General features: G+C 55.8%; 16 protein-coding genes and 2 tRNA genes. 11 read left to right on the top strand and 7 right to left on the bottom strand.

Translation table 11 applies throughout. The features are described from left to right. Positions 1–92: 92 nt before the first annotated feature. Complete coding sequence (locus K7H09_RS00585) at positions 93–659, bottom strand: bactofilin family protein (RefSeq protein WP_152419273.1); 567 nt, start codon at positions 657–659, stop codon at positions 93–95. A gap of 195 nt (positions 660–854) precedes the next feature. Here K7H09_RS00585 and K7H09_RS00580 point away from each other — a divergent pair, with 195 nt between their 5' ends. Then, the gene (locus K7H09_RS00580) at positions 855–1421 is read left to right on the top strand and encodes a bactofilin family protein (RefSeq protein WP_022522569.1); all 567 of its coding nucleotides are present in this window, start codon (positions 855–857) and stop codon (positions 1419–1421) included. A gap of 15 nt (positions 1422–1436) precedes the next feature. Here the strand turns inward: K7H09_RS00580 and K7H09_RS00575 are convergent, their stop codons facing one another. Genes K7H09_RS00575 through hemA form a run of 5 tightly spaced genes read right to left on the bottom strand, consistent with a single transcriptional unit; the run spans position 1437 to position 5977 of the window. Then, on the bottom strand, positions 1437–2192 hold the full coding sequence (locus K7H09_RS00575) for a HesA/MoeB/ThiF family protein (protein ID WP_141440843.1): 756 nt from the start codon (positions 2190–2192) through the stop codon (positions 1437–1439). A 4-nt stretch (positions 2193–2196) separates the two neighbouring features. Then, positions 2197–2697 carry an Lrp/AsnC ligand binding domain-containing protein gene (locus K7H09_RS00570; RefSeq protein ID WP_007113443.1) on the bottom strand — a complete coding sequence of 167 codons (501 nt, stop codon included), beginning with the start codon at positions 2695–2697 and terminating at the stop codon, positions 2197–2199. Positions 2698–2730: 33 nt separating this feature from the next. Next, positions 2731–3579 (bottom strand): peptide chain release factor N(5)-glutamine methyltransferase, encoded by an 849-nt coding sequence (gene prmC / locus K7H09_RS00565; RefSeq protein WP_141440842.1) that lies wholly within the window; start codon positions 3577–3579, stop codon positions 2731–2733. Then, a complete protein-coding gene (gene prfA / locus K7H09_RS00560) occupies positions 3579–4667 on the bottom strand; it encodes a peptide chain release factor 1 (protein ID WP_009287574.1) in 1089 nt (362 codons plus the stop codon). The genes prmC and prfA overlap by 1 nt, the downstream gene beginning before the upstream one ends. Beyond that, a complete protein-coding gene (gene hemA, locus K7H09_RS00555) occupies positions 4664–5977 on the bottom strand; it encodes a glutamyl-tRNA reductase (RefSeq protein WP_230803123.1) in 1314 nt (437 codons plus the stop codon). Before hemA ends, prfA begins: the two co-directional genes overlap by 4 nt. A 289-nt stretch (positions 5978–6266) precedes the next feature. On the opposite strand from hemA, the gene K7H09_RS00550 reads away from it, so the two are divergent. From K7H09_RS00550 to K7H09_RS00510, 9 genes are all read left to right on the top strand, one after another. Further along, a complete protein-coding gene (locus tag K7H09_RS00550; protein WP_230803122.1) occupies positions 6267–8093 on the top strand; it encodes a tetratricopeptide repeat protein in 1827 nt (608 codons plus the stop codon). A gap of 109 nt (positions 8094–8202) precedes the next feature. Next, positions 8203–8865, top strand: coding sequence for a lipoprotein insertase outer membrane protein LolB (lolB, locus tag K7H09_RS00545; RefSeq protein WP_022522563.1), 663 nt, complete (start codon positions 8203–8205; stop codon positions 8863–8865). A 14-nt stretch (positions 8866–8879) separates the two neighbouring features. Beyond that, the gene (gene ispE / locus K7H09_RS00540; protein ID WP_230803121.1) at positions 8880–9734 is read left to right on the top strand and encodes a 4-(cytidine 5'-diphospho)-2-C-methyl-D-erythritol kinase; all 855 of its coding nucleotides are present in this window, start codon (positions 8880–8882) and stop codon (positions 9732–9734) included. Between the two features lie 71 nt (positions 9735–9805). Beyond that, positions 9806–9880, top strand: a tRNA-Gln gene (locus K7H09_RS00535). Between the two features lie 58 nt (positions 9881–9938). Further along, positions 9939–10880 (top strand): ribose-phosphate pyrophosphokinase, encoded by a 942-nt coding sequence (locus K7H09_RS00530; RefSeq protein ID WP_009287569.1) that lies wholly within the window; start codon positions 9939–9941, stop codon positions 10878–10880. Positions 10881–10976: 96 nt separating this feature from the next. Then, positions 10977–11621, top strand: coding sequence for a 50S ribosomal protein L25/general stress protein Ctc (locus tag K7H09_RS00525; protein WP_009287568.1), 645 nt, complete (start codon positions 10977–10979; stop codon positions 11619–11621). Positions 11622–11813: 192 nt separating this feature from the next. Then, positions 11814–12401: an aminoacyl-tRNA hydrolase gene (gene pth, locus K7H09_RS00520; RefSeq protein ID WP_022522562.1), complete on the top strand. Its 588-nt coding sequence runs from the start codon at positions 11814–11816 to the stop codon at positions 12399–12401. A gap of 104 nt (positions 12402–12505) precedes the next feature. Next, complete coding sequence (ychF, locus tag K7H09_RS00515; protein WP_041158247.1) at positions 12506–13597, top strand: redox-regulated ATPase YchF; 1092 nt, start codon at positions 12506–12508, stop codon at positions 13595–13597. Positions 13598–13673: 76 nt separating this feature from the next. Further along, a tRNA-Met gene (locus tag K7H09_RS00510) sits at positions 13674–13750 on the top strand. A 90-nt stretch (positions 13751–13840) separates the two neighbouring features. Here the strand turns inward: K7H09_RS00510 and K7H09_RS00505 are convergent. Continuing rightward, on the bottom strand, positions 13841–15145 hold the full coding sequence (locus K7H09_RS00505) for a M18 family aminopeptidase (protein WP_230803120.1): 1305 nt from the start codon (positions 15143–15145) through the stop codon (positions 13841–13843). Positions 15146–15283: 138 nt separating this feature from the next. Here K7H09_RS00505 and K7H09_RS00500 point away from each other — a divergent pair, with 138 nt between their 5' ends. After that, on the top strand, positions 15284–17407 hold the full coding sequence (locus tag K7H09_RS00500) for a carboxy terminal-processing peptidase (RefSeq protein ID WP_230803118.1): 2124 nt from the start codon (positions 15284–15286) through the stop codon (positions 17405–17407). The last annotated feature ends 32 nt before the right edge of the window (positions 17408–17439 follow it).

The raw sequence follows: 17439 nt of genomic DNA, 5'->3' as shown, positions 1-17439 counted from the left end.
AGGTATCGGCCAGGTTAAAACCAACTGAAGCACTGCAGAGCGAATCTAGACGTTGGTATAATAAATAGCGTGACAGATGTAGCAGCTAGCGGTTAAGACACCATGGCAATTTTGTGTAGGTTGACCTTCTTAGCCACATCCACCTGGAGCCAAGCTCCCGCCATGCACTCTAGGCTAGGCGCCTCGACTATCCCCTGAATACGCGCCCGAGACAGCAGTGTGGCTTTAGTGTTGGCTTTAAGCGTACCGACCATTTTTCCGTCAATATCGACACTGTTGCCTTCAAGATACGATGCGACGTGGCCAGAGGCAGTCACAGAGACAGGATGATTAGGCGCAATAAGAGTCCCCTCCAAACGGCCCTTAATGAGCACAGGCTCATCGGCGATCACTTTGCCTAAAATATGAGTGGCTGACCCAATTCGGCTGCCACCTGGCATGCACTGGATGGCGGGAGACGTCACAGCGGAGGCTTCTTCAGGTGGCGACATTGCTTCAAAGGGGTGTTCTGAGATGGAAGCGGAATCCACTGCAGGCGCTTTGTGTGGTCTCCCTGCGGCGCTTAAAGCGCGCTGTTTTAGCTTACGGCGCTTGCCATCCCATACGATCAGCGTCATTACGCCAACGCCCAGCACAATAAACCATACTTGAATGCCCATACCGCTTCCTGCCGCTTTAGATGTGGTTGCCCCAGCTAACGTTATACTCGCTCTTTTATATTGCGGCGGCGTGAATAAGCCCACTCACTTGGCTTAACTCCAGGCTTTGAGACAGTAACAAGCCGATTAAGGTATTCAATGCTCAATACCACGCACCCCAAAGGCGCTCTGGCGTCATTCACTAGGAGCCACCCTATGTTTAACAAAGCCAAGAATGCCCCACCTGAGAATAAGGCTGCGGCGCTAACGCCACCTGATACACGCTCATCAGCAACACCAGGCACGCCAACCAGCAGTGCGCGACCAAGCCTCTCCGTTATTGGGGGTCATACGCAAGTGGAGGGAGACATTAATAGCGATGAGGATTTGACGGTAGAGGGACGCGTAAGCGGCATTATCACCTGTAAACAACACACCGTGACGCTAGGTGCCAATGGCTATATCAACGGCGATGTATTTGCTCACACACTGCATATATCAGGCGAGGTAACCGGAAACCTGGTGGCACACCACCGCGCAACCATTCATAAGGGAGCCCAGGTTTCAGGCACTATTGTTGCCCCCTGCCTGGTACTTGAAGATGGCAGCGTTTTCCACGGCAGTATCGATATGAACCCCGACAACGATGTGCTGAAAAGTGCCTTTAGCGACGCTATCGGCAGCATGACTAAAACCTCGCCAAAAGCAACCGTTGAAAAGCATTCAACCACGAGTGCGAACGCCGCAGAGCATGACACCACAGAAGCAAAAGCTAACGATTAAGCCGCTTTCAGCACATCAGAGGCGCTGAGCGCACACTGGGCAAGCGGGATCGCGAGGCACTAGGAAGTGCCGCCATTGGCCGCTTAAACCATCAAAGGTAGAGAGGCCTTGGTGGGCAGAACCTGCGCCACTAAGCAGCTTAAAGGCTTCAACCGCCTGAAAGCAGCCGATCAAGCCCACCAGTGGCGCCATGACGCCACTTTCTGAGCAGCTTAGCGCTTCATCGCCACTTTCGTCGGGCGGATAGAGGCAGGCGTAGCAGGGACACTCGGCATTGCGTGGGTCAAAGACTGCCAACTGACCTGAAAAGCGAATTGCCGCACCCGATACCAGCGGCACACCTGCTTTTTGGGACGCCGCATTCACCGCATAGCGGCTTGAGAAACGGTCGGTACAGTCGAGCACCACATCCGCCGAAGCGACTAACTGCTCAAGCGATTCGCCTTCAACATGTTGGTCTAACGCAACCACTTGGCAGTGGGGATTGAGTGCGCACATGCTGGCCTGGGCAGAGTGCGCTTTATTTAAACCAATACTGGACTGCTGATGGGCAATTTGCCGTTGAAGATTGGAAAGCTCGACATGATCTGCATCGGCGATGGTGATACGCCCTATCCCAGCAGCAGCTAAATAGAGCGCTGCCGGAGAGCCCAAACCGCCGGCCCCAATAATTACTGCATGGGCAGATTGCAGGCGCTCTTGGCCCTCGTAATCCACCTCGGGCAGCATGATCTGACGGCTATAGCGCAGCAGCGCCTGGTCATCCATCATCGGCTTACTTATCCTCAAATTCCTCGAAGGCAGGAATGTGTAAATTGAAGCTCTCTTTGACCTCTTCCATCACCACGTAGCTTTTCGACTCTTTCACACCCGGTAGCGTTAACACCACATCGCCCAATAGCTGGCGGTAAGCGGCCATTTCGGGAATGCGGCACTTCAAGATGTAGTCGAACTGACCCGAGACAAGGTGGCACTCCTGAATCTGCGGTAGCTTCTCGACGGCACGGCGAAACTCATCAAAGACCGCTGGCGATTGCGTTTCTAAGCTGATCTCGACAAAAACTAATAAATTGGCCTTCAAAGCCCGCGGGTCAAGAATGGCTTGGTAACCACGAATAATACCCGCTTTCTCCAAACGCTTAACGCGTTCAAGGCAAGGGGTTGTGGATAAACCCACTTCCGAAGCTAAATCGACGTAAGAAATACGCGCATTTTCCTGCAAGCAGCGCAGGATTTTAAGGTCGATACGGTCCAGCGTTCTATTTTTTGGTTTCATGGCAGGATCCAATACTGATGAATCAGGCAGTTATTAAAGGTGCCCCAGGGTAACCCGTTCATGCCCCCCCAGGTCACGAGCACTTTCAACGTTTTTATAGCCAGCGCGCTCAAGCGCCTCACGCACCATTTCGGCCTGTTTATAGCCGTGCTCTAGCAGCAACCAACCAGAAGCCGCTAGATAGCGCTGCGCGGAGTTTACCAAATGCAGCAAATCCGCCATGCCGCAGGCGTTAGCAACCAGCGCTGAGCGTGGCTCAAAACGCACATCGCCTTCGGCTAGATGAGGATCATCGGCGGCAATATACGGGGGATTACTGACGATAATATCGAACTGCTTATCTGCATCCGCACACGTTTCCAAAGCAGCAAACCAATCACTCTGTAAAAACCTAGCATTGGATATGCCTAACGAGCGCGCGTTACGGGTTGCCAACGCGACCGCCTCAAAGCGCAGATCCACCCCCACTATCTGCCAGTGAGGTTGTTCGCTGGCAAATGCCAGGGCAATGGCACCCGTTCCCGTGCCAAGATCGAGCAGCCGGCCTGAGGGGAGCGTCGCCCGCTTTAGGGCAAGCTCAACCAGGGTTTCAGTATCAGGCCTGGGTATCAACGTATCAGGTGAGGTGGCTAAGCGCAGCCCCCAAAATTCGCGTTCCCCGGTAAGGTAGGCAACCGGAGTGCCCTGGGAACGTGCAGCGATGAGCGCATCGAAACGGGCCTGCTCCCATAAGGAGCATATTTTATCGCCCCAGGTGTAGAGCCAAGTGCGATCACGCCCGAGCACGTGGCATAACAGCACTTCAGCGTCGATACGCGGCGAGCTGGAACCCGCCGCCTGCAAACGTTGGGCAGCCTGTTTCAACAGCGCATCAAGGGTCATTAGACATCCTGAAGGGCTGAGAGCTGTTCCGCTTGATACTCGTGAATCAGCGGGCTAATCACGTCATCCAACTGCTCGCCGCTGACCACTTCATTGAGTTTATAAAGCGTCAAATTAATGCGATGGTCGGTAATCCGCCCCTGGGGGAAATTATAGGTGCGGATACGCTCACTGCGATCCCCCGAACCCACTAGCGAACGGCGTGCATCTGCTTGCGTCTGACGCTGGCTATCGACGGCGTTACGCTTCAACTTCGCGGCCAGCAGCGACATCGCTTTGGCACGGTTTTTATGCTGACTGCGCTCTTCCTGACACTCCACCACCACGCCGGTAGGCAGGTGAGTAATGCGGATCGCAGAGTCCGTGGTGTTAACGTGCTGACCACCGGCGCCGCTGGAGCGGTAGGTATCCACGCGCAGATCCGAAGGATTGATATCGATATCGCCCACGTCATCGACTTCAGGCATCACTGCGACGGTGCAAGCAGAGGTGTGAATGCGGCCCTGGGACTCGGTCGCAGGGACGCGCTGTACGCGGTGGGCGCCGGATTCAAATTTCAGCTGGGCGTAAACACCATCGCCTTTGACGCGGGAAATGATCTCTTTGTAGCCGCCCTGCTCGCCATGACTGGCGCTCACCACCTCGACCCGCCAACCACGTTTTTCAGCGTAGCGGGAGTACATGCGAAACAGGTCACCGGCAAAAATTGCCGCTTCGTCGCCGCCGGTACCAGCACGCACTTCCAGAAACACCCCACGGCCATCATCAGGGTCTTTAGGCACCAGCAGGCGCTTCAGCTCGATATCCAGCTCGGCTAACCGCTCCCGCCCTTCGCTTAGCTCCATCTCCGCCAACTCGCGCATGTCCGCGTCGCTATCGCGGCTAAGCTGCTCGGCTTCGTGCATATTGGTTTCAATATCACGATAGCGCTGCCAGGCCGCCACCAGCTCCTCTAACTCAGCATACTCACGCGAATAATCGCGAAAGCGTTGCTGGTTATTGATCACGTCGGGATCCGACAGCAGCATCGCCAGCTCTTCAAAGCGTTCGGTAAAGCTGTCTAAGCGTTGGCGCAGAGTCTCTTTCATGCGGGCGTATCATCCTTCTGGCAGTTAACCGGGGGCGCTGGTGTAGTCTCAAAGGCAGGCTTAGTGGGCAACAGCAGGCGCGGAGCGGCGTTGAGTAAATCGTGGTGCTCTTCAGACGCTGCATCGCGTATGGCCTGGGTGGGCTGGTGGAGCAAACGGTTAGTCAATTGATGCGCCAAGCGCTCAATGACTTTAGCCGGATCTTCACCTCGTGCCAGCCGCTCCAACGCTTGGTCGCGGGAAAGATCGCGCAGCGCTTCACCATGCTGGCGGTAGTCGCGGATCAGTTCACCACCATTACGAATACGCCGCTCATGCTGCCAACTACCCACCCCGTGTTCGATCAGCGACTCGGCTTGGTCAGCGGCAACCTGGCGATGGCGGCGATTTTCCTGGATAACCTCTTCCAGGTCATCCACGGTGTAAAGAAACACATCCGCTAATTCGCCCACTTCGGGCTCAATATCCCGAGGCACCGCGATATCGACCATAAATACCGGCCGATGGCGACGTTTTTTGAGCGCGCGCTCAACCATGCCTTTACCAAGTATAGGCAGCGGGGACGCGGTGGAAGAGATCACAATATCGGCGTTCTCGAGAGCGTCAGGAATCTCTTGCAGGGTGATCGCCGTTCCTCCCAGAGGGCCGGCGACCAACTCAGCGCGCTCTCGGGTGCGGTTAGCAACCGTAAGCTCTCGGACCCCCGCCTCATTTAGATGGCGCGCAACTAATTCAATAGTTTCACCGGCGCCTATTAGCAACGCCCGAGAACGGCTAAAGTCATCGAAAATGCGGCTGGCCATGCTGACGGCAGCGTAAGCCACTGAAACGGGGTTTTTACCGATGCCGGTTTCGGTGCGCACCTGTTTGGCCACCGCGAAGGTATGCTGGAACAGGCGTTCAAGCTCGCCACCCAAGCCCTTGGATTGGCGCGCCTGCTGATAGGCATCCTTCAACTGCCCCAGAATCTGCGGCTCGCCCAGCACCATGGAATCCAGGCCAACCGCTACGCGCATTAAATGGCGCGCTGCATCGTTGTCTAGATAGTGGTAGGCACAGCGCATCAGCTCATCGACGCGTAAGTTATGAAAGCGTCCGAGCCAATTGAGTACTGCCTGCTCGCCAGCCGCATCCGTGACACAGTAAAGCTCCGTGCGGTTGCAGGTAGAGAGCACCGCCGCTTCACTGATTTGTGGCAGGTTACGCAATTCAGCCAATGCGGTTTCAAGCTGCGTTGGCGTAAAAGCCACCTGCTCACGCACGGCCACGCTGGCGGTACGATGATTTATTCCCAGGGCAAGAAGCGTCATGCGTTATGCGTCTTCGCTAGTGTGTCGGACTTTTTGGCAGCCGTCGTGATGATAAGCGGCTGCACCGTCAATTAGGGCTTGCTAAAACAAGTCTTTAGCGTGGTTCGGCGCTACCTACAAATATCTGTAAGCTGCCTACAATGGTCTTTAATAAGTAGGCATAAAGTTTGCTGACCACTTTTTCAAGGAGGAACATTCTATCACAGCAGGCTATCATCTGGCCCACACCACTTTGCCGCAGGCAGGCAAGCCGCTATGCTGGGCATCTGGCCACTTAATCGAGAGACGCATGCGACCTCGCTTTTCTTTATTGGGCCCTGGTTTAAAGGGCTCTACCTGTTCGGGCTTCTCACTAGTGAGCGCTATGTTCCGGCATTCGATGCGATTACCTTTGGCCGCTTATGCTGCTCTGCTGCTGAGCGCCTGCCAATCTACGCCCAGCCCTCAGGATAGCCACCTCGGCACCTGGGCCGATGACCCAATGCGCAATGCGCCGCCAATAACCCGCGGGCTGGATGCCGCGGGGCTCAGTACGCTGCTGGGCGCTGAGCTTGCTGGCCAGCGTGGCGACTATCGCTACGCGAGCCAGGGCTACCTGGAAGCGGCTAAGCGCTATCGCGAGCCAGCGCTTGCTGAACGCGCCACCTTCGCGGCCCGCTTTGGCGATGAAGCTTCATTAGTCGAAGCCTCGGCACTTCGCTGGCGAGAGCTTGCCCCCCAGGCAGAAGCACCCAATCGTCTGCTGGCGGCCTTTTCACTGCAGCGTGGTGATTGGCTCGACAGCCTTGAACAGCGCATTGCGATTGCTGAAGCTGGCGGCCATGGCGATATCACCGCCTTTGCAGAGATCGCGGTGGCTGAAGAGGCACCATTAACGTTGATCGCCCAGCAGCTGCGTGAGCATTTAGCCCGCCCAAACACTGACCAACTGCCCCATCACAGCGATGTACTGTTGGGCACGGCACTGATTGAGGCTGCCCTGGGTGATACAACGCTTGCCCAGCGGCGGCTTGATCAAGTCGAGTTGCTCGACCCCGAATCTGCTGCGTTATGGTTGGTGAAAGCTCGCTTGGCACTGGAGGTTGAGGATTACCCGGCCGCTCAACGCGCTGCCCAACAGGGCCTTGAACTCGCCCCTGACGATGTGCGGTTTATCCTGCTACTGGCTCAAGCAGAAATCCGCCTTAACAATATTAGCGCGGCTGAAGTGCAAACCAACGCTCTGCTAGAGAGCCATGCAGGCAATGAAGATCTGCGCTTATCGCTAGCCCAGCTTTATCTGGAAGAGGGGCACCCCGAACCCGCGCAACGCTTGCTGCAGCCGCTGATTGGCCAACCTAACGTGCCAGATTTAGCCTATTACCTACTTGGCGCCATCACCCAAGAGCAAGGCGATATCGATAATGCGCTGCTCTATTATCGCCAAGTCAGCGAGGGCAGTGAATTTTTGCCCGCTCGCGCGGCGGCCGCGCAAATGCTGATTGAGGAAGATCGTCTGCTGGATGCTCGCGCCTTCCTACGCATTGAACGGATGCGCTTTGATAATTACTTTACTGAATTGGTGATGCTCGAAGTCCAGTTGCTGGACGAAATAAATCAACCTGCGGACGCTGATGCGCTATTAGACCGCGAAATTAGCCGTACACCTGATGACGCATCGCTGCTTTATATGCGTGCCATGCGGCGTTGGGAAGCAGGCGACATCGCGGGCATGGAGCAGGATTTGCGTCAGATACTGCGCACCGACCCAGACAATGCCGAAGCGCTCAATGCGCTGGGCTACACACTGGCCGACCTTAACTTGCCAGGGCGCTTGCAAGAGGCGTTTGAGCTGATTGAGCGTGCCTACGAGGCTGATCCGGACAACCCTGCCGTGCTCGATAGCATGGGCTGGGTCTACTTCCGCCTTGGCGAACCTGAAGAAGCGCTGCCCTGGCTTGAAAGCGCCTATATGCAGCTACCTGACCAGGAGGTCGCTGCGCATCTGGCCGAAGTGCTAAATGCACTGGGGCGTGATGAAGAAGCGCGCCAGTTGATCCAGCAAATCATGCAGCGGACGAACCAACACCCACTGATCGACGGGCTACTCGAGCGTTATCCTGAGCTCAGTCCTTAAATAAGTCCTGAACTAACGCCGCCAGAGGCACCCTAACCCTGCGAACCCCATTTTAAGCGCCCCCATCATGTTACCCTTGCGCTATAACCACCTGACATGGAGCCTGTTTATGTTGACACTGACGTCCCCCTCGCCCCGCTGGCCATTGACACGTCACACTTCGCGCCTCTGGCTTGCCGGCTTCGCGCTTCTCTTGCTCGCCGGCTGTGCCTCCCAGGCTCCCATGGATGAAAGTGGCCGCCAGGCAGGTCAGTGGGAACGCCAGCAGGCCGATGTAGAAGCATTCGATACCTGGACGCTGGTCGGCAAGGCAGGATTGCGCACCCCAGAAGAGAACGTCAGCGCCAACCTGGACTGGAATCAAACCCCCTACTATTTCCGTATGCTGATCAGCGGGCCCTTTGGCGGCGGACGCAACGTGCTTGAGGGGCGCGAGGGACGTTTCTCCCTCTCCAATAGCGACGGCCGCTTTGAGGCAGAAACCCCAGAAGCGCTTATGGAAGAGCAGTTGGGCTGGTCACTCCCCGTCACCGCTATGCCCAACTGGGTGCGCGGCCTGCCCGGTGATCCTGATAATGACAATACCGGCAGTTATCAGCTAGAAACCGACGAACTGGGCTTTCCTAGCCATCTTACCCAAGACGGCTGGGAAATCGACTACCGCGACTGGGAGAAAGTCGACGATTTATGGCTGCCACGGCGCATGGTCATGCACTACGATGATGTGCGTATTACGCTGGTCGTCAACCAGTGGCAAGCTAGCGAAGAGTAAAGGTAACCGTTTCAATGAACGCGCCATTAACGCTTCCCGCGCCGGCCAAGCTTAACCGTATGCTGCATATAGTGGGCCGTCGTGAAGACGGCTACCACGCACTGCAAACGCTATTTCAGTTTATCGACCTGTGCGACCACCTTACGTTGGCCCCCCGCGATGACGGGGAAATTCAGTTAACCAGTGAGGTTAGCGGCGTTAGCCACGATGACAATTTGATCGTACGCGCCGCACGGTTATTGCAACAGCATAGCGGCACTGCACTAGGCGCTACGCTTACGATCGATAAGCAGTTGCCGATGGGAGGCGGTTTAGGGGGTGGCAGTTCCAACGCAGCCACCGCATTAGTGGGGCTCAACCACCTCTGGCAGCTCAATCTGCCGTTAGTCGAACTAGCTCGTCTGGGGCTTCAGCTGGGGGCCGATGTACCGGTATTCGTACATGGCCATAGCGCCTGGGGCGAAGGCGTTGGCGAACGGCTTACCCCGGTGACGCTTGATACCCCTTGGTTTGTGATTATTCACCCGGGTATTAGTGTGTCTACGTCAGGCGTCTTCCAAGACCCGCAATTGACACGTGACAGCCGCCCCATTACTATGGCGCGCGCACTGCAGGGGGGAGCGCCGGAGTGGCGCAATGACTGTGAGGCCGTGGTAAAGGAACGCTATCCGCCAATTGCGGAAGCCCTGAACTGGCTTGCACAGCACGCACCTAGTCGGTTGACCGGCACGGGGGCTTGTCTGTTTGCTGCTTTCGATACACAGCAATCGGCACAAGCAATCGCGCAATTAGCGGGACAACATTGGCCGGCATGGGTAGCACGCGGACTCAACACCTCTCCCCTACATGATGCTCTGGGCAGTTCATAGTCCCGCTCTGGGCTATTTACAGTCCCGCTCTGGGCAGTTAAAAGCGCCCGGTCAGCGCGTTAGGTTATTGCTGGGGTATCGCCAAGTGGTAAGGCACCGCTTTTTGGTAGCGGCATTCCCAGGTTCGAATCCTGGTACCCCAGCCAACCCAACAATGGCCTGCGTTTTTACCCCTGATCCCCAACACTGCAAAGGTGGCTGCGCGTGTCAAAATTGATGGTTTTCGCCGGGAACGCCAATCCCGCACTCGCTCAAAAAATTGCCGAGAGCTTAGACAGCCGTATGGGTAACGCTACGGTGGGTCAATTCAGCGACGGCGAAATCGCAGTCGAGATCAATGAGAACGTGCGCGGTAAGGATGTCTTCATTCTACAATCCACCTGTGCACCGACAAACGACAATCTGATGGAGTTGATCCTGATGGTCGACGCACTGCGTCGCGCCTCGGCAACTCGCATCACGGCGGTACTTCCCTACTTTGGCTATGCTCGCCAGGATCGCCGCGTGCGCTCCGCACGGGTACCGATTTCCGCCAAAGTAGTGGCGGACATGATGGTTAAAGCAGGCGTTGACCGCGTGATGACCATGGATCTACATGCTGATCAGATCCAGGGCTTCTTTGATGTTCCTGTGGACAACGTCTACGGCTCTCCCATTCTGCTGGATGATATCGAGCGTCAGAATTACAGCGACCTCGTCGTTGTTTCCCCTGACGTGGGCGGCGTTGTTCGCGCCCGTGCCATCGCCAAACAGCTGAATGCCGATCTCGCCATTATCGATAAGCGTCGCCCTCAGGCCAACCAGGCCCAGGTGATGCATATCATCGGCGAGATTGAGGGCCGCACCTGTGTCGTAGTCGACGACATGATCGACACCGCAGGCACGCTGTGTAAAGCCGGTGAAGCGTTAAAAGATCACGGCGCCAAGCGCGTGGTGGCCTATGCGACACACCCGATCCTGTCCGGCCCTGCGGTCGATAATATTACCAACTCCGTACTGGATGAAGTGGTGGTGACCGACACCATCCCGCTATCTGACGTTGCCCGTCGTAGCGGAAAAATTCGCCAGTTGAGCGTTGCTGGACTGATCGCTGAGGCAATTCGCCGGGTCAGCAACGAAGAATCTGTCAGCGCGATGTTCCACTAATCCGCTGACGATACAGCCCCCTTTTGGGGCCACGGAAACGTCGTCGTCTGGTCGCGGTCGGCGGCGTCTTCCTTACTTAAACTAAGAGGCAATTCCATGTCTGATTTTATCCTGAAAGCCAGCGTTCGTAACGACCTGGGGAAAGGTGCGAGCCGCCGCCTGCGTCGTGCGAACCAGCAAGTGCCGGCCGTTGTATACGGTGGCGAAAAAGGCGCGCAGTCCATCGCTGTTGAAAAAACCGCTTTCTACAAAGCGATTGAAGATGAGTCTTTCTTCTCTTCCGTCATCAAACTGATGATCGAAGGCAAAGAAGAGCAAGTCGTTGTTCGTGACCTGCAGCGTCACCCTTTCAAGCCGTTGCTGACCCACGCCGACTTCCTGCGCGTTGATGCGACTCACGAAATCACCATCAACGTGCCACTGCACGTGACGGGCGAAGAGAAGTGTGTCGGTATCAAAGACCAAGGCGGCGAACTGCACGTACTGGCCAACGAAGTGGCGATCAGCTGCTTGCCGAAAGACCTGCCTGACTTTATCGAAGTCGACATCGCTGCCGTTGAGCTTGGCACGACACTGCACCTGTCTGACCTTACCCTGCCGGCCGGCGTCACCTCAGTTGACCTGTCCCACGGTGAAGAGCACGACAATGCAGTACTCAGCATCACGAAAGTAAAAGTGCGTGCTGATGCAGAAGATGAAGATGGTGAAAGCGAAGGCGAAGAAGACAGCAGCGCCGAGTAAGTATCCCGTTAAGCATCTTATTGGGGCCATGCCTGCATGGCCCTTGTGATGCTGACACGATGTTAGAATCAAGCGCCTCGGCGCTTGATTTTTTTTAGGGCCGTCGCTGGCGCGGCGTCAACCATGTTTTCTGGATTGTTTTAGTCTTCTGGATAGTTTTGGTCTTCTGAATATTTTGTGCGAGGTGGGAAGATGAGCCAGGTAACAGCCATTATTGGATTAGGCAACCCCGGAGCGGAATATGAAGCCACGCGCCATAACGCCGGTTTCTGGCTGGTAGAGGCTATTGCGCAGAGCGCCCATGCAGAGCTACGACCGGAAAAGAAATTTTTCGGCCACTACGCCAAGGTGCGCCTAGGCGACCATGAGCTACACCTGCTCAACCCTGCCACCTTTATGAATCGCAGTGGCGCCGCGGTGGCAGCCTTGTGCCAGTTTTTCAAACTTGCCCCTGAAAACCTACTGGTCGCCCACGACGAGCTCGACCTCCCCCCCGGCCAAGCACGCTACAAAACCGGTGGCGGGCATGGAGGCCACAATGGCCTGCGCGATATTATTAGCGCACTAGGCGGCCAGAAGCAGTTTCACCGGGTACGAATTGGCATTGGTCACCCCGGCGAGGCACGCCAAGTCACTAATTATGTATTGGGGCGTCCCGGCAAGGCCGAACACGAGGCCATTGTTCGCGCCATGGACGAGTGTGTCACCACCCTGCCGCTAGCGCTCGCGGGAGACTGGGCCAAAGCCATGAACCAGCTGCACAGCCTCAAGCCAGCATAGACGCCGCCAAAAGCTGTTAAGTTACGCCGGTAGCTGATGGCTAGCGCATCTCGTAGAATGGCGATTACTTTTACGCCCTACCACCTTATTCTCAGGAACATTTTATGGGTTTCAATTGCGGCATCGTCGGCCTGCCTAACGTCGGCAAGTCCACACTATTCAATGCACTGACCAAGTCAGGCATCGATGCAGAAAACTTCCCCTTCTGTACCATTGAGCCGAACGTGGGTATCGTGCCGATGCCGGATCCGCGCCTTGATAAGCTCGCCGAGATCGTCAAGCCGCAAAAAGTACTGCCGACCACCATGGAGTTCGTCGACATTGCTGGCTTGGTCGCCGGGGCCTCCAAAGGTGAGGGCTTAGGCAACAAGTTTCTGGCTAACATTCGTGAAACCCAGGCGATTGCTCATGTGGTGCGCTGCTTCGATAACGACAACGTTATCCACGTAGCCAACCAGGTCGACCCGCGCGCCGATATCGAAACGATCAATTTAGAGCTGGCGCTGGCCGACCTGGATACTGTCGAAAAAGCCAGCCAGCGTCTGGTTCGTTCGGTGAAAGGCGGTGATAAAGAGGCCATTGCCACTAAGGCGATTCTTGATCGTATTCAGCCCCACGTTGCGGAAGGCTTACCGCTACGCAGCTTTGGCTTAAGCGAGGAAGAGCAGCGACAGGTGAAGAGCTTCGGCTTTTTGACTCTGAAGCCAACTATGTACATCGCTAACGTCAATGAAGATGGTTTTGAGAACAATCCTTACCTGGATATTGTTAACGAAATCGCCGCTGAAGAAGGCGCGCTTGTGGTGCCTGTTTGCAATCAGCTGGAAGCCGAAATTGCCGAGCTGGATGATGAAGAGCGCTCGATGTTCTTAAGTGAGATGGGCATGGATGAACCAGGCCTTGATCGTGTCATTCGCGCGGGCTACTCACTGCTGGGTCTGCAAACCTACTTCACTGCCGGTGTTAAAGAAGTGCGCGCCTGGACAGTGAAAGAAGGTGCCACAGCCCCAGAAGCCGCTGGCGTGATTCACACCGACTTCCAAAAAGGCTTTATCCGTGCTGAAGTGGTTGCCTATGAGGACTTCGTATCGCTAGGCGGTGAGCAGGCAGCCAAAGACGCCGGGAAATGGCGCCTGGAAGGCAAAGAGTACATTGTCAAAGATGGCGATGTGGTGCACTTCCGCTTTAATGTGTAAGCGGCAACACCCATACGACCAGCAATAAAACATTGACTGAAGGCGGGGTTATCAGTATCATTCGCCCCCGTTGAAAGGCTACGTAGCTCAGCTGGTTAGAGCACATCACTCATAATGATGGGGTCCCCTGTTCAAATCAGGGCGTAGCCACCAAGCATATTAAAAGCCCGCTAATTTTATTTAGCGGGCTTTTTTGTGTTGCAAAGCTGTTATTGCTAAGCAAAATTCAGCTATTTGCTTGGACTAGCTTAACGCAGGACGGTTTAGAAATAGCGTTAGGGCGCGGGTTAGATACTCGACATCTTTAGTACCCGCGGTTTCCCGAATCGAATGCATCGCCCATTGAGGCACCCCCACATCAATAGTGGGCACACCCAGCTCGGTGGCGGTAATCGGGCCAATCGTACTGCCACAGCCCATATCCGCCCGGGTAACAAACGACTGCACGGGTACGTCAGCCTCACGACAGACATCGCGAAACAGCGCACCAGTGACACTATTGGTGGCGTAACGCTGGCTGGAGTTCACCTTGATGACCGGGCCACCATTAATCGCTGGACCATGGCGCTCATCGTGCTTGTCGCGAAAGTTAGGATGCAGTGCGTGGGCATTATCGCAAGAAATCATCAGCGACGACTGAATCAGTTGAATCAGCGACTCGTCGTCTCCCTTGCCCACCTGGCCATTAATGCGCTTTAGCACATCCGCCAAGAATGGGCCTTGGGCACCACAAGCACTGGCACTGCCGACTTCCTCGTGATCGTTGGCCACCAACAAAGCGCCTTGACTGCCATCGCAAGCCAAGAGTGACTCTAAACCGATGAAGCAGGAGAGCAGGTTATCCAACCGGGCGCTGGCCACCAGTTCTTGCTTAACACCAACCAGGGACGGTGGCTGAACATCGTAAAAGCCTAATTCAAAGTCCACTACTTCCACTGCACGCAGGCCGTGCTGCTCTTCTAACCATTGCGCCACTAGCTCGCCTAGCGTAGCCGTATCGCTCTGCATCAACACTGGCGCCATTTGCGTCTGCGGGTTAATCGGCCGACCTGCGTTGACATCACGATCCAGGTGAATCGCCAGACTCGGCACCATGGCAATAGCCCGATCGACATTAAGCAATATGCTTTCCAAGCGACCATCGGCATGGCGCACATGCACACGCCCTGCCAGCCCCAGGTCACGGTCAAACCACGGCGCTAACAAAACACCGCCATACACCTGCACTCCCAACTGTAGCCAGCCTGCAGAGCACTGCGTGGCGTTAGGCTTTAGATGCAACCCCGGGCTATCGGTGTGGGCACCGATCATACGCAGCGCCGTCACTTCAGACTCAGGCAACTGAAAAGCAATAATCGCCGAGTCATTACGGGTGACGTAGTAGCGCTTGCCCGGGGTTAGCTGCCAATTGGCCTTCTCTTCCAGCCGCTGAAAACCAGCTTGCTCCAATCGCTCAGCCATATTACCTGCAGCGTGCCACGGGGTCGGTGATTGGCGCAGAAAATCGCATAACCGCGTTAAACGATCAGCGTTGAAAGTCTCGGACATGGAAATCCTCATAACAGTAATGATTGAGTCTCATCGCGCAGGCGACCTGCTACAATACCCCTTCGACCTACGCAACTCATGGGTCATATGCGAGTCTAGGGAAGAATGAGTGTACACAAATCCGGGAGAGCTTGACTGATGAGCTTGTTTGCAACGCTTTCGCGTTCGGTCGCCCTGGCTGTCATGCTGGTTGTTACCAGCCCAGCCGCCTTGGCGCAACTTGAGCCGACCGACGAACAACGCCAGGCGGCAGTGGAAATTGCGGACTCGCTCCGCTACGGCCATTATGCTGATATTACATTTGATGAAGCGTGGTCGCAGGATGCCTTCCAACGCTATTTGGATATTCTGGACGGCCAGCGCGCCTACCTGCTGCGCAGTGATATCGAGCCCTATCGTCACTTAGAGACGGGCATGGCAGACGCTCTTTTCAATGGTGAGTTGGATGATGCGTTTGATCTCTATAACACCTTTAGTGATCGGCAACGGTCGCGCCTTGAGTCTTTGTTGGCAAAGCTGGACGAAGGCCTTGATTTCGATTTTGAAAGCAACGAGCGTTTAGAAATTGATCGTGAAGAGGCGCCCTGGGCATCCCGGCAAAGCGAGCTTGACGAGCTATGGCGCAAGCGGCTTAAAAACGACGCCTTAACGCTCGCCCTGACCGATCAGGATAGCGAACAGATTGAAGACAACCTGCGCCAGCGCTATGAAGGCCAACTAACGCGGCTGGAGCAAACCGAGTCTGAAGATGTATTTGGCGTACTGATGGCAGCCGTTACTAGCAGTATCGACCCACATACTGGCTACCTCTCCCCTCGCCAGGGCGAATCCTTCGATATTCAGATGAGCCTCTCCCTTGAGGGCATTGGCGCCCTACTTCAGTCCGATGGTGAATATGTCAAAGTTTCCAGCCTTGTGCCCGGCGGCCCAGCGGAGCGCGCCGGCGTACTTGAGCCAGCGGATCGCATCATCGCCGTAGGCCAGGAAGAGGGTGAGATGGTCAATGTGGTCGGCATGCGCCTGGACAACGTGGTGGATCTGATTCGTGGCCCCAAAGGCTCCGTTGTTCGCTTGGACGTGGTACCTGCCCAAGCGGTGGATATGACCCGCTCGCAAACCGTTGAGATTACCCGTGACACCGTTAGCCTTGAAGACCAAGCCGCCCATAGCGAAGTGATTGAAGTCGAGCGTGATGGAGAACCTCACCGCTTAGGGGTGATTAACATCCCGACGTTCTACGTCGATTTTGACGCCTGGCAAGCGGGTGAAGAGGAGTATCGCAGCACTACTCGCGATGTTGCCAAAGAAGTCGAACGCCTTAAAGAAGAGGGCGTGGAAGGTATCGTGCTTGACCTACGCAACAACGGCGGCGGTGCGCTCCAGGAAGCCAACTCGCTTATTGGCCTGTTTATCGACCGCGGCCCCACCGTACAAGTGCGCGATGCCCAGGGGCGCATTCAACTGTATGGCGACAGCGAAGCAGGGACACTTTATGACGGCCCGCTAGGGGTGCTGGTGAATCGCCTCTCCGCCTCTGCCTCGGAAATCTTTGCCGGTGCGATTCAGGATTATGGTCGCGGCTTAGTACTGGGCACGCCGACGTTTGGCAAAGGCACCGTGCAGACGCTCAACGAGCTGAGCCATGGTCAGATCAAACTGACTCGCGCCAAGTTCTACCGCATTTCCGGCGACAGCACCCAGAATCGCGGCGTTGAGCCGGATATCGACTTCCCCAGTTTGATTGATCCCGAGCGTATTGGTGAAAGCAGTTTGGATAATGCCTTGGCCTGGGACACCGTTCAGAATGTCCAGTATCGCCGCTATGGCGAACCTGAAACCATGCTAGACAAGCTGATAGCCCAGCACGACGCACGCGCTGAGGACAACGCCAACTTCCGCTATTTAGAGCGCCAGTCCACGCTGGCCCGCCAGCTACGTGAGCAGCATACCAGCGTGAGCCTAAATCGCGAGCAGCGTAAGCGTGAAATGGAAGCCCAGGAAGCCGAGCAGCTTTCGCTGGAAAACCAACGCCGCCGAGCACTAGGCCTTGAAGAACTGGATGAGTGGATGGATGCTCGTACGGATGCCACCGAAAGCGTCACAGAAGGAATTGAGGACGCAGAGGCAACCCAAGACAGTGAAGGGGAAAGCGACGAAGATGACGCACTGGCTGTTGATCGCGCCTATGTGCTCGAATCGGCTGAAATCCTGCTCGACTACGCCCGCCTGCAAGACACTCAGCGGTTAGCCGCAAAGCGCTAAGTACGCCGAGTTAAAATAAGCTAGTTAAAAAA

The organism is Halomonas sp. IOP_14 (genome assembly GCF_021021315.1).
Classification (GTDB): domain Bacteria; phylum Pseudomonadota; class Gammaproteobacteria; order Pseudomonadales; family Halomonadaceae; genus Vreelandella; species Vreelandella titanicae.
Note: the sequence above shows the minus strand (reverse complement) of the source record. Positions and strands in the feature narration are given on the sequence as shown.

Excerpts from the sequence above, each read along its gene's own strand:
- K7H09_RS00585 (WP_152419273.1), bottom strand. The coding sequence starts at position 659 with ATGGGCATTCAAGTATGGTTTATTGTGCTGGGCGTTGGCGTAATGACG.
- K7H09_RS00580 (WP_022522569.1), top strand. The coding sequence starts at position 855 with ATGTTTAACAAAGCCAAGAATGCCCCACCTGAGAATAAGGCTGCGGCG.
- K7H09_RS00575 (WP_141440843.1), bottom strand. The coding sequence starts at position 2,192 with ATGATGGATGACCAGGCGCTGCTGCGCTATAGCCGTCAGATCATGCTG.
- K7H09_RS00570 (WP_007113443.1), bottom strand. The coding sequence starts at position 2,697 with ATGAAACCAAAAAATAGAACGCTGGACCGTATCGACCTTAAAATCCTG.
- prmC (WP_141440842.1), bottom strand. The coding sequence starts at position 3,579 with ATGACCCTTGATGCGCTGTTGAAACAGGCTGCCCAACGTTTGCAGGCG.
- prfA (WP_009287574.1), bottom strand. The coding sequence starts at position 4,667 with ATGAAAGAGACTCTGCGCCAACGCTTAGACAGCTTTACCGAACGCTTT.
- hemA (WP_230803123.1), bottom strand. The coding sequence starts at position 5,977 with ATGACGCTTCTTGCCCTGGGAATAAATCATCGTACCGCCAGCGTGGCC.
- K7H09_RS00550 (WP_230803122.1), top strand. The coding sequence starts at position 6,267 with ATGCGACCTCGCTTTTCTTTATTGGGCCCTGGTTTAAAGGGCTCTACC.
- lolB (WP_022522563.1), top strand. The coding sequence starts at position 8,203 with ATGTTGACACTGACGTCCCCCTCGCCCCGCTGGCCATTGACACGTCAC.
- ispE (WP_230803121.1), top strand. The coding sequence starts at position 8,880 with ATGAACGCGCCATTAACGCTTCCCGCGCCGGCCAAGCTTAACCGTATG.
- K7H09_RS00525 (WP_009287568.1), top strand. The coding sequence starts at position 10,977 with ATGTCTGATTTTATCCTGAAAGCCAGCGTTCGTAACGACCTGGGGAAA.
- pth (WP_022522562.1), top strand. The coding sequence starts at position 11,814 with ATGAGCCAGGTAACAGCCATTATTGGATTAGGCAACCCCGGAGCGGAA.
- ychF (WP_041158247.1), top strand. The coding sequence starts at position 12,506 with ATGGGTTTCAATTGCGGCATCGTCGGCCTGCCTAACGTCGGCAAGTCC.
- K7H09_RS00505 (WP_230803120.1), bottom strand. The coding sequence starts at position 15,145 with ATGTCCGAGACTTTCAACGCTGATCGTTTAACGCGGTTATGCGATTTT.
- K7H09_RS00500 (WP_230803118.1), top strand. The coding sequence starts at position 15,284 with ATGAGCTTGTTTGCAACGCTTTCGCGTTCGGTCGCCCTGGCTGTCATG.